Consider the following 13,719-nt stretch of genomic DNA (forward strand, 5'->3'; position numbering starts at 1 on the left):
AAAAATAATTTTAGTTAAAATCTGAAGCTTGTAAAGCTGGATTAACCTTAATTTCTTTAATTACAATATTGAATTCTTGTCCGCCTTTAGCAGTTTGAATGCTTTGAACTAATGAATGAGGAAACAAAACATCGCCCACTTTTTTGTAATCAGCATACTCTGTTGATTGTGTAATTTCTGTACCCTGTTTAGTTGTAGTACTTTCTTCTTTCAATAGCAATCCCGAGTTTACATCATAGTATTCAGTTTTCTTTTTACCAGATGCCGAAGTTACCACTAACTTATAAGCATTTGCAGTGCCAACTTTTGTTATGCCTGCAACCTCAAGTTTACTGCCGTCGGTTGTGTAAAACAATTGGTTAAATAGTCCTTTATCTGCTTTCGCTTCTGCAATTTCATCAGCTTTCATTTCGGCTTTCTGACCCATCTGCATTTGATAACCTGAGGTACCATTAAAAGTTTGCTTAACCACGGTTTGCCCGCCCATCGACATTTCCATGCTAGTTAAATTTGGTGCCATTTTCTTAAAAGCAACACCTAATTTATTTCCTTGCATATCCATTTCTCCGCTTTGCTGTATTGCAGTAACTTTTTTCAAGGCAGTTTCGCCTCCAATAGCTGTAATATAACTGTTAATTATATCTTTTGCAGATTTAGCTGGAGCTGTTGCGGTAGCTGCTGTTGCCGACACTGGAGTTGCATAATTATCGTATGCATTAACCGTAAAACCAGCTTTAGTTAAACCCGCCACAAAGGCATCGGTTTTACCTACAACAACAACACGGGTGTTATCATGGTTAAAGTATTTTTTAGCCACTCTTAAAATATCATCAGTAGTTACTGCATTTAGCTTTTGCAAATAAGTACGATAGAAATCTTTTGGTAAACCATTAATTAAGATATTGCTTGCGAAGCTAGCTGTACGGGCAGGATTTTCTAAACCTAATGCAAATGAACCGTTGTAAAGATTCTTAGCATTTTGTAACTCTTCGGCAGAAACTTTTACAGTACGAATAATATTTATCTCTTTTAGAAACTCTACAACAGCACTATCCACTTTTTCATTTCTAACGGCAGCCGTAGCAGAAAACTTCGATTGGAAACGACCAGATCCTGTACTTGCATAAGCGCCGTATGTAAAACCATGTTTCTCACGAAGATTCATAAATAACCTCGACTCTGCACCACCACCCAAAATTTGATTTGCCAATAGAACAGCAAAATAATCAGGACTGGTTAATGGTAAATCTAAAAGATTAGTAACTGTAATTTCTGATTGAACTGCGTTACTTACATTAACCACATCAACTTCTGTTTTAGCTGGGTTACTAACTTTTGCCAAAACAGGTAAAGTTAAAGCTGTACCTTTCCAATCGCCGAAAGCTTTTTCTGCCAGTGCTTTAGCAGCCTCAGGCTTAATATCACCAACAAAAGTTAAATAACCTCTCGATGGTGTTATGTATTTCTTGTAGGCAGTTTTAACATCGTCTAAAGTAATTCCGTTTACCGAAGCCTCAGTAGTAAATTCTCCATTTGGATGATTTTTTCCATAAGCTAAAGCATTAACAACGCGGGTTGAAATTGCCTTTGCACTTTTCTCGCTTGATTTTAAACCCGTAATTGTTTGCGATTTAAGTTTTTCGAACGACGCAGCAGGGAACGAAGGCTGGCGAATACTTTCTGCCATTAACAAAAACGCAGGGCTGAAGTAGCGGGTTAATGCAGATACCGAACCACCGTTTGAACTGGCATTAACATCGGCACCAAGCTGATCTACAGCTTCGTCAAATTGTGCCTTTGTTTTAGTTGTGGTTCCTTCGTTTAACATACTACCCATTAAACTTATTACGCCAGCTTTTGCACCTTCTGTAATCGGACCAGCATCGATGCTAAAATTTGCAGATACTTTTGGAAGTTTATGGTTTTCGACCACCAAAACAGTTATTCCGTTAGCTAATTTATAAATAACTGGGTCGCCAATGGTAATTACTGGCGCTGGACCAGGTTTTGGTTTATAGCTACGATCTATTGTTTGAGCTGAAATACCTTGAGCTAATAAGGAAACTGCAGCTATTATGAATAATTTTTTCATGTTTTTAAATAATGTAATATGAAACTGCGGTTATTTTTTTGGTAAATAATACAAAACAATTCTTTGATTTTTGTTTAGATATTTTTTAGCAACCTCTCTGATTTCTTCGCGAGTAATGGATTTAATAACATCAAGCTCTTTGTTAATATCATTGGTATCCTTATTGTGGAAAGTATAACCATTTGCTAAATTTTCTGCAACACCTAACATTCTGCTGTTAGCGCTTACATAACTATTTTCAAATTGATTTTGTAGTTTTTTATAATCGCTTTCACTAATCAAATCCGTTTGCAAGCGTAAAACTTCTTCATCAATATCCTTTAACAAATCGTTAAGTGGCGTATTCTTGTTTGGGAGTGCTAAAGTGATGTAAGCGCCGTAATCTTCAAGCGTGTAATTAAATGCTGCAACTTGTAATGCAGTTTTCTTTTCATCAACCATTTTAGTGCTTAATCTCGAGCTACCACCACCTGATAGGATCGAGCTAATCATACCCAAAACCTTATTCTCTCTGCTTTTCATACCAGGAACTCGGTAGGCTGCAAAAATTGCTGGTATCTGGATGTTTGCATCATAAGCCGTATCAATAATTTCTTTTTTGATTTCTGGCAATATAAACTCTTTTCTAACAATTGGCGCACCTTTTGGAACCTCACTGAAGTACTGTTTAATCAATCCTTTTGTTTTGTCGATGTCCAAATCGCCAGTAATGGTTAAAACAGCATTATTTGGAACATAATATTTTTTAAAGAATGCGATAAACTCATCAAGCTTTGCCGCATCTAAATGCTCCATAGAGCCAATGGGCTGCCATCTGTAAGGATGACCTTCAAATAAGTGCGTAAATATTTTTTCTGTAAACTTACCATAAGGCGAGTTATCTACACGTAAACGCTTTTCTTCTTTAACAACTTCATTTTGTGTTTTAACACCACCTTCATTAATAATTGGGTGCAGCATACGCTCGCTTTCTAACCACAAACCTAACTCCAATTGGTTCGACGGAAAAACTTCGTAATAAAAAGTACGATCCTGACTCGTGTTAGCGTTGTTTTGTCCGCCATTGCTACTTACCAGTTTCATAAACTCACCTTTTTTAATGTTTTTAGAGCCTTCAAATAAAAGGTGTTCGAAGAAGTGAGCAAAACCTGTACGTGTGGTGTCTTCATCTTTCGAACCAACATGGTACATAACAGATACAGCTACAACGGGAGCAGTTTTGTCTTGATGTAAAATAACATGAAGACCGTTGTCCAAATCGTATTCGGTAAATTGCACTTTCTGGGCCGAAGCACTAAAGCACAAACCAGAAATGGCCAGAGCAAAAAGAATTCTTTTTTTCATTAGATAATTTGTTTTTAAAAACAGGCATAACATTGCCCTGAATCTAGTTTTTTAATAATAAGTTATTGTTTGTTTGAGTTGAAAACTAAACATGCAGGAGATTTTTGCTAAAGTAATAATTCTAATAAAAAAAGCGAGTGTTTAGCTCGCTTTTATTTATTAATTATCTCCAGGCTTTATATTGGTTAATTAGGCCATTGGTTGAACTGTCGTGGCTAGAAACCTTTCCATCACCTTCTAGTTCAGGTAAAATTTTCTTAGCTAATTGCTTGCCTAATTCTACACCCCATTGGTCGAAACTAAAAATATTCCAAATCACCCCCTGAACAAATATTTTATGCTCGTACATGGCAACTAAACTGCCTAAAGTGTAAGGCGTAACTTTTTTTAGCAAGATTGAATTGGTTGGTCTGTTTCCTTCAAAAACTTTAAATGGCGCAAGTTTTGCAATTTCTCCTTCGTTTTTGCCATCTTTCTTTAATTCTGATGAAACCTCTTCATCGGTTTTCCCATTCATTAAGGCTTCTGTTTGAGCAAAGAAATTTGATAATAAAATTGGATGATGATCGCCAAGCGGGTTTAAACTTTGCGCAGGAGCAATAAAATCAGCAGGAATAATTCTCGTACCCTGGTGAATTAGCTGATAAAATGCATGCTGACCATTTGTACCTGGTTCACCCCAGATAATCGGGCCAGTTTCATAATCTACTTCATTACCATTTCTATCTACATGTTTACCGTTACTCTCCATATCGCCCTGTTGGAAATAGGCTGCAAAGCGATGCATATATTGATCGTAAGGTAAAATAACCTGCGTTTCTGCATTGTAGAAATTGATATACCAAACACCTAATAAACCTAAAATTACAGGTAGATTGCTCTCAAATTCTGCCGTTTTAAAATGGTTATCAGTTGCGTGTGCACCAGCAAGCAATTGTTTAAAGTTATCAAAACCAATACTCAAAGAGATAGATAGGCCAATGGCACTCCATAAAGAGTAACGACCGCCAACCCAATCCCAGAATTCGAACATATTTTCGGTATCTATACCAAATGCCGAAACATCTTTTGCATTAGTAGATAGGGCTGCGAAATGCTTTGCAATATCATTTTCTTTACCACCTTTTTCTAAAAACCATGAACGTGCAGAATGCGCATTTGTCATGGTTTCCTGTGTAGTAAAAGTTTTCGATGCAACTAAAAATAAAGTAGTTTCAGCATCTAAATCAGAAAGTGTTTCTGCAATATGGGTTCCGTCAATATTAGAAACGAAATGAATATTTAAGTGGTTTTTATAATGCTTTAAAGCTTCAGTAACCATTACTGGGCCTAAATCAGAACCGCCGATTCCAATATTTACAATATCGGTGATTGCTTTTCCAGTATAACCTTTCCATTCGCCGCTGATAATACTGTTGCTAAACTTCTCCATTTTAACAAGTACAGCATTCACATCTGGCATTACATCTTTACCATCTACTAAAATTGGCGTGTTACTTAAATTACGCAAAGCGATGTGAAGCACCGAACGATCTTCTGTTTCGTTGATTTTATCTCCATTGTACATAGATTTAATCGCTTCGTCTAATTTACACTCGCGGGCAAGTTGAATTAATAAAGCCAAAGTTTCGTCAGTAATTCTGTTTTTACTGTAATCCAATAAAATGTCTTCAAAAAAAACTGAAAATTTGTTAAAACGATCTGCATCTTCCGAGAAAAGATCTTTAATGCTTTTCTGGTTAATATCTATAAAATGATCGGCCAAATATTTATAGGCTTCGGTTTCTGTAAAATTTATTTTTGGTAACATAATCTTTTCGTTTTTGTAAAAGTAATAAAGCAAATAGTTAAAATCGTCTTTTTAATGTTCAAAAAATTCATTTCATTATTTCTTTTAAAGCAGTTAACTTGCATATAACATCCCGTTAATTTGAGCATCCTGTTTTGTAATTATTAATTAAGGAAATTATGTTAGAAAACTTAAATGAATTAGTACGTGCAAACGTACAAGAAACAGTTGTAAATAATGCTGCTGTACCAAATGAGCAAAATGAAGCAGTAATTCAAGCGGCATCAGGTTCTATTTTCGACACGCTTAAAGATCAGTTATCATCGGGGAATGTTGGTGGCTTGGCAGAGATTTTTAATACAGGTAATACCGAAGGTTCGGCTGTTACGGCACAAGCTGCTGGAAATTTCACTGATAAATTGGCTGGATTAGGCATAAATGCAGAAACAGCTAAAGGCTTAGCCGCATCGATAATTCCAGTGATTTTAGGGAAACTAACGCAGAAAACGGCCGACCCAAATGATAGTTCTTTTAACATTCAAGATGTTTTAGGAAAACTTGCAGGTGGTTCCGACGGTAAATTCGATGTTAGCGATGTGATCGGAATGTTTAATGGTGGCGGCCAGGCTAAAGCTGGTGAAACGGCTGAATCGGGCGGGATTATGGATAAGCTAAAAGGCTTATTTAACTAAAATAATTAAAAGCTTTATGCATTGCATAAGGCTTTTTTTATAACTTAACCACTAAAGAAATTATCCAATATGAAAAAAATCTACATTCTTTATCTTCTTGTAATATCTTCAGGTGCTTTTGCACAAAAATCAGATTTAAAGCCAATCGTTTCTAAAAAAGCGGATGCAATTGAGCAAAAAGTGATTTCCTGGCGCAGAGATTTTCACGAACACCCAGAACTTGGCAATAACGAAGTTAGAACGGCTGGTATTATTGCAAAACATTTAGAAGGATTAGGTTTGAAAGTTACAACAGGTGTAGCAAAAACAGGAGTTGTTGGGATTTTAAAAGGGGGCAAACCTGGACCAGTAGTTGCTTTAAGAGCAGATATGGATGGCTTACCTGTTACTGAACGTGTTAATATTCCTTTCGCATCCAAAGTAAAAACACAATATAACGGGCAGGAAGTTGGCGTTATGCATGCTTGCGGTCATGATAGTCACGTAGCCATTTTAATGGGCGTAGCAGAAGTATTGGCCTCTATGCAGAAGGATTTAGCAGGTACTGTGAAGTTTATCTTCCAGCCAGCCGAAGAAGGTGTTTCTGCAGGTGAAGAGGGTGGAGCTGCTTTAATGATAAAAGAAGGCGTTTTAGAAAATCCTAAAGTTGATGTCATTTTCGGCCTGCATATTAATTCGCAAACAGAAGTTGGCGATGTAACCTATCGCCCTGGCGGAACAATGGCTGCGGTAAATGATATGAAAATAACGGTTACTGGTCGCCAGGCCCACGGTGCTTATCCATGGAGTAGTATCGATCCGATAGTAATTTCAGCACAAATTGTAAATAATCTTCAAACTATAGTTAGTCGAAATTTAAACGTAACAGAGAACCCAGGTGTTGTAACCATCGGTGCAATTAATGGGGGTGTTCGTTCGAACATCATACCTGAAAAGGTAGAAATGCTCGGTACCGTTAGAAACTTCAGCAAAGAAGATGAGGCGATGTTTATCGAAAGGATTAAAACCATTGCTATTAAAACTGCCGAAGCAGGTGGTGGAAAGGCGGAAGTTAAAATTCCTTACAGCAACCATTATCCCGTAACCTTTAATAATGTGGCTTTAACAGAAAAAATGTTACCAAGCATGCAAGCTACAGCAGGAAAAGATCATGTGAAACTGAAACCGCCTGTAACTGGTGCAGAAGATTTTTCTTTCTTTCAGGAAAAAATCCCTGGTTTATTTGTGTTTTTAGGGGGGATGCCTAAAGGAAAAGATCCTTTAAAAGCACCTTCGCACCATACCCCAGATTTTTACCTGGATGAAAGTGGTTTTGTTTTGGGAGTTAAGCTGTTATCAAATCTAACTTTGGATTATATGGCGATGAAAAAGTAAAAAATATTAGTGTGAATAAGCTGTTTAATACAGTGTCACATTGGGTTTGTCGAACTGCCTTGTTGGTAATTTAAAAGGTCTTAGACAGGCTCAAAACGACAACTATCTAATTATAACAATAGATAAAATTTTTAATTGGTTACATTTGCCATTATGACCAAAGAACAAATACAGGATTTAAGAGACAGAATAACGTCTCTGAGGAGGCATCTTTGACGTCGAAGAGCTACTTTACGCTATTCGCGAAGAGGAAAAATTAACAATGGCGCCCAATTTCTGGGATGATCCTAAAAAGGCAGAAAAAATTCTTGCAGAAATAAGTTCAAAGAAAAAATGGACGGATGGTTTTGAAAAAACAAACAATGCGGTAGAAGATGCAGCCGTAATGTTTGATTTTTTTCAATCTGGCGATGCTTCGGAAGAAGAACTGCAAGAGCAATTTGATTTAAGCAAACAAGCTGTTGCCGATCTGGAGCTTAAAAATATGCTTCGTACAAAAGAAGATCAGCTTTCTGCGGTAATGCAAATTACGGCTGGTGCAGGTGGAACTGAAAGTTGCGATTGGGCCTATATGCTCATGCGTATGTACATGATGTGGGGCGAAAAGAATGGATACAAAATTACCGAGCAAGATAGCCAGGAAGGGGATATTGCAGGTATAAAGACCGTTACTTTACAGTTCGACGGTGAGTTTTCTTACGGCTATTTAAAGGGCGAAAACGGCGTTCACCGCTTAGTGCGTATTTCACCTTTCGATTCGAATGCCCGCAGGCACACCTCTTTTGCATCGGTATATGTTTATCCTTTGGTTGATGAAACCATAGAGATTTACATCAATCCTGCCGATGTTGAATTTGAAACATTCAGAGCTGGTGGTGCAGGTGGTCAAAATGTGAACAAGGTTGAAACAGCCGTTCGCTTATATCATAAACCATCTGGTATTATCATCAAAAATCAGGAATCGCGATCGCAATTACAGAATAAGGAAAATGCACTGCGTTTATTAAAGTCGCAGCTTTACGAAATTGAGCAAAGAAAACGTAATGAAGAAATTGCTGCAATAGAAGGTTCTAAAAAGAAAATTGAATGGGGTTCGCAAATCAGAAGTTATGTTCTGGATGATCGACGTGTAAAAGACCACCGTACAAATTATCAAACCTCTAATCCACAAGCGGTGCTTGATGGTGATATTGACGAGTTCTTAAAAGCGTATTTAATGGAGTTTTAAAAATAATATTCACGATGAAATTATCAATTATCTTAAGCTTATTTACTATGGTAACGGTTTCTTTAAAAGCTCAGGAGGTTATTCCGCTTTATGATGGTGCTATTCCTGGTGCTAAAAATTCTGCTACCTATATTGAAGAAACGGTTAAAGGTACTGATGGAATTTCGAGAGTAAGCAAGGTAGTTACGCCAACATTAACGGTATTTTCGCCATCGGCCGACAAACCAAATGGAACGGCAGTGATCATTTGTCCTGGTGGTGGTTATGGCATTCTTGCAATCGATCATGAAGGTTATAATGTTGCAAAACGATTCAGTGAAATTGGCGTTACCGCATTCGTTTTAAAATATCGTTTACCAAGTGATGAAATCATGGTAGATAAAACCTATGCACTTTTACAGGATGCGGAGCAAGCGATTTACCTGGTTAGAAAAAATGCGAAAAAGTATCGTATAAAATCAAATAAAATCGGCATAATGGGTTTTTCGGCTGGAGGGCATTTGGCTTCTACCTTATTAGCTCATTATACCGATATTAAAATTACGGATGCGGAAAAGATTAATCTTCGACCTGATTTTGCTGCATTAATTTACCCTGTAATCAGTTTCGAACAATCGGTACATACTGGAACGATGAAAAATTTATTAGGCCCTAATCCTGGAGAGCAGTTGAAGCATTATTTTTCTGCTGATCAAAATGTAAATAAAAAAACACCACCCACTTTTTTGGTTCATGCAAAAGACGACAAATCGGTGCCAGTGGCCAACAGTATTTTATTAAATGATGCTTTGAAAAGCCATGGTGTTAAAACTGAAATCTATCTTTACGAACAAGGTGGCCATGGCTTTGGCTTAAAAAATAAAACCTCTGATGTAGATTGGTTTAATTTATTAGCTGAATGGCTGAAGAGAAATAAATTTTAAGCATCGGATTCAAAATATAAAAATGGGTCAATTTCTTTAGCAGGAATTGACCTTTTTTTTCTGTTTTTTTGATCGCAATCCGTTCATTGGCCATGCTGAAATTATTTCAGCATATTCATCAAATCAAAGCCCTGAAACAAATTCATCCATTTAATTATAAGCTAAAGAGTTATGTATTAAAGAAAAGTAATACTTCTAAATTTGTTAACCCTTTGGTGCAGATTTGTTATCCCCTTGTTTACCCTTTCTGTACCCATTTTTAACCCTTTGTTAACCCCTTATTAACCCTATGCTTACCCTGAGGGTTAACAAAGGGTTAACAAATACTCATAAAACACTATAGTTTAGGTGTAATATAATTAATGATAGTTGCTTCAAGTATTAATTAGGTATAAAATAAAGGCTTTACGAATTGCCTATAGCTTAATCTAACTCACTCGCCAGTTCATTGATATAGGTGCCAACAAATAAGCATGTTGTTGGACTTGAAGATATACTACTCTTTAATTGTACGATCTATAACATCTAATAAACCATTCGAGTAAGCATCATCGCTTAATTCCCAAAACATAATGCCATTAAGCTTATTTTTAATAACATATTTTGTTTTTAAATCTATCGATTTGGGGTCATCAAATGTTGCTAAATTTTTAGTAGTGGCATTATAATAATAGGGTGCTTTTGTAGTGTCATCCCAGTAATATTTAAAGCCATTTTCTACTGCAAAATTAGTGTTGAAGTTTTTATAAGAAACGCCCCTGATAAATTTAGTTGGTTGATATAAGCCCTGGTTTGCATCCGTTGTATTTTCGAATACTCTTGCGTAAAAAGCAGCACCAAGGGCAATTTTATTCGATGGTACACCGTAATTGTTCATTACTTTAATCGCGTAATCTGCCGAAAGTTCTTGTTGGGTCGAGTTGTAAAGCGGTGTATGATGCCCGCTTGTTGTAGCATATCCACTAACTAAGTCGTAACTCATTAAATTAACCCGATTTACCAAAGGCATTACCTTACTCCACTCAAAACAAGAATCCAGACAGTTTTTTGTGCCGCCAGCTGCGAAGCTGATTTCGGATTTCTTGCCCAATTTCTTCCTCAGTTCTTTAATTAATAAAGTGAAATTTTGTTTATCCGCCTCGGTATATCGATGCCCAGGATAACCAACTACCGCAGGATATTCCCAGTCGATATCTATACCATCGGCATTAAAGTAATCGAGTAAGTCTTTAGTCGTTTTTGCGAAAGTTTTTCTACCATCGTTTCTACTAAAAACTTCAGAGCAATTTTGACAGGCACTCCAACCGCCCATAGCAATCATAACCTTTAATTCTGGATTACGTTTTTTTAAACCAACCATACGGGTAATTAAAGCAGAATCTTTAGCAGAATGGATATTTAAGCTATCGCCTTTTAAATGCCCAAAACTGTAAATCAGGTGGCTAATTTTTTCAACTGGGAAACTATCGATCACTGTTCCGCCGCCGCCTGTGTAGTAAGCAATAACATTGGGTTTAATTGTTTTCTGTGCCTTTAGATTTAAGCTAAATAGCAAGGTGCAAATTATTACTATTGGAATAAATAGGGCGTTGTTCAGTTTAATTTGCATTTCCGATGGGGTTTATTCTGGTTTGTGCTCTTCTTTTATAATCTCTTGTAGTTCATTAAGTTCTGCAACTTTTTCTGTTGCTCCAGCATTCTCATAAGCCGAAATCAAATTTCTGATTACACGTCGAATAATATCGGTATTCGTACAAGGGCGATAATACTCTGGCATTGGGTCTAAATTTAACTGGCGAAGAAATTGATCTACATCATGTTTGCCAAAAATATTGCCCTTATTAAATGCATTTATATAAAATAAAACGCCATACTCAGTGCTTTCCTGTTTACTCTCATCAATAAAACCCAATATGAAATGCTGGGGTAAATTGATGCCATAAATTGGCAAATCGAGTTTTTGAGCAATTGTAGAATAAATTATGGCAAGCGAAATTTGATTTCCTTTTTTACTTTCTAAAACCTGATTCAGGTAAGAGTTTTGAGGATCGTGATGATTTTTGGTGTTTCCGCCAAAGCCAAATTGCTGGTATAAAACATGGTTGATCAGTTTAACCTTTTCAACCGAACTCATTTCATATTGTAGGCCAAGCCAGATCTCACGCTTAATGTCTTCTAACTGAATAATGATTTTTTGTTCATCCAAATCGGGGTATTGGTAGCGATTAATAATCAAAGCACCATGCAATAAATCAAAAGCGCCACTTAAATGCCACAGATTTAAATCTTCTTTAACCGTTTTAAACTGAATTTGATGAACGATATTTTCAATACGTTCTTGCAAGAGCCCATCAAAAGATTGTTCCCAGGCATTTTCTAAGAAATTGATAACTTCTCCGCCATATTCCAGCAGTTTTTGCTCAACATGGTGGTAAACCTCTTCATCAGGATCATCAAGCAATTTAACTAAGGCACTTATCTCTGCGTTATTTTCCATAAAATATACAACGTTTGCGGTGTTTAATTACTTTTGCAATATATATGATAATTCAATTTATTACAGACTACCTAAAACACCGTTTAACTGCTAAAACTCGGCACGGAACGCATTCACCATTCGTTTACAAGCTAGCAGACGAGGTAATTTACGATTTTACCAACAAATCTGAATATAAAAATATAGAAGCTCAGCGAAAAAAACTTTTTAATGACGATTCTACAATCACGGTTACAGACCTTGGTGCGGGCTCTCATTTAAATAAAAACCGCACAAAAAAAGTTAGTCAGATTGCTGAAAATGCACTAAAAAGCCCAAAACTAGCTCAGCTAATCTATCGATTAGCAGAACACACTAAACCAAAATCGGCTATCGAACTGGGTACTTGTCTGGGTATTACTTCTGCTTATTTATCGAAGGCTTGCCCTAATGCAGAAATTATTACAATTGAAGGTTGCCCTGAAACTGCTGGTGTTGCAAAGAAAAATTTTACAGATTTAGACATAAATAATATAGACTTGCACGTTGGTAACTTCGATTTAATTTTGCCAGAAATTATTGCGAAGCAAGCAACTTTAGATTTTGTATACATTGATGGGAACCATCGAAAAGAAGCAACTTTGAATTATTTTAAATGGTGCTTGCCCAAAATAACTGAAGATTCATTGCTGATTTTTGATGATATTTATTGGAGCCAGGGGATGAAGGAGGCATGGGAAGAGATTAAAAATCATCCCGACGTTACCATTACCGTCGATTTATTTTGGATTGGATTGGTTTATTTCAAAAAAGGACAGGCAAAAGAACATTTTAAGCTGAAAATTTAAACATTAAGATGGAACCAAAATTAAAAGGTATTCAAAAATTATCGGCATTGCGCATTTTGCTGTTAAGCTTTTTTGTAGGGATTACTGTTTATTTTGGTTCGCTTTTTATCACTATGGGTACGCTAACCCATGTTATGTTAGGGTGGGATGTATTCTGCATCCTGTTGATTAGCCTGCATTGGTATATGTTTTTTCATACTTCGGCCGCCGAAACACATATAAAGGCAAAAATGCAGGATGAAACACGGAGTGAAATTTTTGCAATCGTGCTAATATCAACTTTTGCAGGATTACTAGCTGTAATTTTATTGCTGATTAATAAAGACATAGAACCGATCGATCTTATTGTCGCCATATCTGGTATGTTTTTATCTTGGTTTTTGGTTCATACAACTTTTGGTATGAGATACGCTCATCTTTATTATGGCGATAGCAAAACAAACAAAGGCTCTGGTTTAGATTTTCCAGGTAACGATGAGCCTGATTTTATCGATTTTGCGTATTTCTCGTTTGTTTTGGGGATGACTTTTCAAGTTTCCGACGTGGAGATTTCTTCCAGAAAAATCCGCAGACTTTCACTTTTGCATAGTTTAATTGCTTTCATTTTTAATACTGTTATTGTTGCGTTAACTATAAACGCACTTGCTGGTTTAAGTAAGTAATTGGCTTTAACTTATCTTCTCGCTCACAGTTATAAGTCTTTTAATATATTGATTTCTTATTAAAAGGTTTAGCTTCTACAGTTCGATTTTTGGCTTTTTTCGGGATGATGGCTTCTTAATTTTTCGGTTAGTGAGACACCAACCGATAGATGATACGCATAGTTTGGCTTTTGCCTTTTTTTTCGGGATAAGGCCTCTTAATTTTTCGGTTGTTGAGGCACCAACCAGTAGAAGAATCTTTCTCAAGCCTACGGGACAGAAGTGGCAGCCCCTGGTTTTTTCCAGGGCTAT

11 protein-coding genes are annotated in these 13,719 nt (G+C 36.5%); 6 read left to right on the forward strand and 5 right to left on the reverse strand.

The features are described from left to right. Window positions 1-10: 10 nt before the first annotated feature. The 3 genes from ABD692_RS05310 to pgi form a co-directional block, all read right to left on the reverse strand. Window positions 11-2,092: a M16 family metallopeptidase gene (locus ABD692_RS05310; protein ID WP_344765612.1), complete on the reverse strand. Its 2,082-nt coding sequence runs from the start codon at window positions 2,090-2,092 to the stop codon at window positions 11-13. 30 nt (window positions 2,093-2,122) lie between these two features. Next, on the reverse strand, window positions 2,123-3,436 hold the full coding sequence (locus ABD692_RS05315; RefSeq protein ID WP_316761841.1) for a M16 family metallopeptidase: 1,314 nt from the start codon (window positions 3,434-3,436) through the stop codon (window positions 2,123-2,125). 163 nt (window positions 3,437-3,599) lie between these two features. Beyond that, the gene (gene pgi / locus ABD692_RS05320) at window positions 3,600-5,246 is read right to left on the reverse strand and encodes a glucose-6-phosphate isomerase (protein ID WP_344765614.1); all 1,647 of its coding nucleotides are present in this window, start codon (window positions 5,244-5,246) and stop codon (window positions 3,600-3,602) included. Window positions 5,247-5,404: 158 nt separating this feature from the next. On the opposite strand from pgi, the gene ABD692_RS05325 reads away from it, so the two are divergent. The 4 genes from ABD692_RS05325 (at window position 5,405) to ABD692_RS05340 (ending at window position 9,442) form a co-directional block, all read left to right on the forward strand. After that, on the forward strand, window positions 5,405-5,917 hold the full coding sequence (locus ABD692_RS05325) for a hypothetical protein (RefSeq protein WP_344765616.1): 513 nt from the start codon (window positions 5,405-5,407) through the stop codon (window positions 5,915-5,917). A 69-nt stretch (window positions 5,918-5,986) separates the two neighbouring features. Further along, complete coding sequence (locus ABD692_RS05330) at window positions 5,987-7,291, forward strand: amidohydrolase (protein ID WP_316761833.1); 1,305 nt, start codon at window positions 5,987-5,989, stop codon at window positions 7,289-7,291. A gap of 153 nt (window positions 7,292-7,444) precedes the next feature. After that, window positions 7,445-8,519, forward strand: a protein-coding gene (gene prfB / locus ABD692_RS05335; protein WP_316761831.1) for a peptide chain release factor 2 whose coding sequence is annotated in 2 segments (ribosomal slippage) — window positions 7,445-7,504 and window positions 7,506-8,519 — 1,074 coding nt in all. Because the reading frame shifts where the segments join, the coding sequence is not laid out codon by codon here. Between the two features lie 14 nt (window positions 8,520-8,533). Next, a complete protein-coding gene (locus ABD692_RS05340) occupies window positions 8,534-9,442 on the forward strand; it encodes an alpha/beta hydrolase (protein WP_344765619.1) in 909 nt (302 codons plus the stop codon). A 496-nt stretch (window positions 9,443-9,938) separates the two neighbouring features. Here the strand turns inward: ABD692_RS05340 and ABD692_RS05345 are convergent, their stop codons facing one another. Together ABD692_RS05345 and ABD692_RS05350 are read right to left on the reverse strand one after the other, a co-directional pair. Next, window positions 9,939-11,051, reverse strand: coding sequence for a glycoside hydrolase family 18 protein (locus ABD692_RS05345; RefSeq protein ID WP_344765621.1), 1,113 nt, complete (start codon window positions 11,049-11,051; stop codon window positions 9,939-9,941). A 12-nt stretch (window positions 11,052-11,063) separates the two neighbouring features. Further along, entirely contained in the window at window positions 11,064-11,939 is an 876-nt protein-coding gene (locus ABD692_RS05350) for a transglutaminase-like domain-containing protein (RefSeq protein WP_316761824.1), read from the reverse strand. Window positions 11,940-11,983: 44 nt separating this feature from the next. Between ABD692_RS05350 and ABD692_RS05355 the strand changes: the two genes are divergently transcribed. Together ABD692_RS05355 and ABD692_RS05360 are read left to right on the forward strand one after the other, a co-directional pair. Further along, window positions 11,984-12,766 carry an O-methyltransferase gene (locus ABD692_RS05355; RefSeq protein ID WP_344765624.1) on the forward strand — a complete coding sequence of 261 codons (783 nt, stop codon included), beginning with the start codon at window positions 11,984-11,986 and terminating at the stop codon, window positions 12,764-12,766. Between the two features lie 8 nt (window positions 12,767-12,774). Further along, window positions 12,775-13,428 carry a DUF1345 domain-containing protein gene (locus ABD692_RS05360; protein WP_344765626.1) on the forward strand — a complete coding sequence of 218 codons (654 nt, stop codon included), beginning with the start codon at window positions 12,775-12,777 and terminating at the stop codon, window positions 13,426-13,428. The last annotated feature ends 291 nt before the right edge of the window (window positions 13,429-13,719 follow it).

The sequence above is a fragment of the Pedobacter ginsengiterrae genome (genome assembly GCF_039537385.1).
Classification (GTDB): domain Bacteria; phylum Bacteroidota; class Bacteroidia; order Sphingobacteriales; family Sphingobacteriaceae; genus Pedobacter; species Pedobacter ginsengiterrae.

Bases quoted from the DNA above. Each gene is read 5' to 3' on its own strand.
- ABD692_RS05350 (WP_316761824.1), bottom strand. From the start codon at position 11,939: ATGGAAAATAACGCAGAGATAAGTGCCTTAGTTAAATTGCTTGATGAT.
- ABD692_RS05360 (WP_344765626.1), top strand. From the start codon at position 12,775: ATGGAACCAAAATTAAAAGGTATTCAAAAATTATCGGCATTGCGCATT.
- ABD692_RS05325 (WP_344765616.1), top strand. From the start codon at position 5,405: ATGTTAGAAAACTTAAATGAATTAGTACGTGCAAACGTACAAGAAACA.
- ABD692_RS05310 (WP_344765612.1), bottom strand. From the start codon at position 2,092: ATGAAAAAATTATTCATAATAGCTGCAGTTTCCTTATTAGCTCAAGGT.
- ABD692_RS05345 (WP_344765621.1), bottom strand. From the start codon at position 11,051: ATGCAAATTAAACTGAACAACGCCCTATTTATTCCAATAGTAATAATT.
- ABD692_RS05340 (WP_344765619.1), top strand. From the start codon at position 8,534: ATGAAATTATCAATTATCTTAAGCTTATTTACTATGGTAACGGTTTCT.
- ABD692_RS05330 (WP_316761833.1), top strand. From the start codon at position 5,987: ATGAAAAAAATCTACATTCTTTATCTTCTTGTAATATCTTCAGGTGCT.
- ABD692_RS05315 (WP_316761841.1), bottom strand. From the start codon at position 3,436: ATGAAAAAAAGAATTCTTTTTGCTCTGGCCATTTCTGGTTTGTGCTTT.
- ABD692_RS05355 (WP_344765624.1), top strand. From the start codon at position 11,984: ATGATAATTCAATTTATTACAGACTACCTAAAACACCGTTTAACTGCT.
- pgi (WP_344765614.1), bottom strand. From the start codon at position 5,246: ATGTTACCAAAAATAAATTTTACAGAAACCGAAGCCTATAAATATTTG.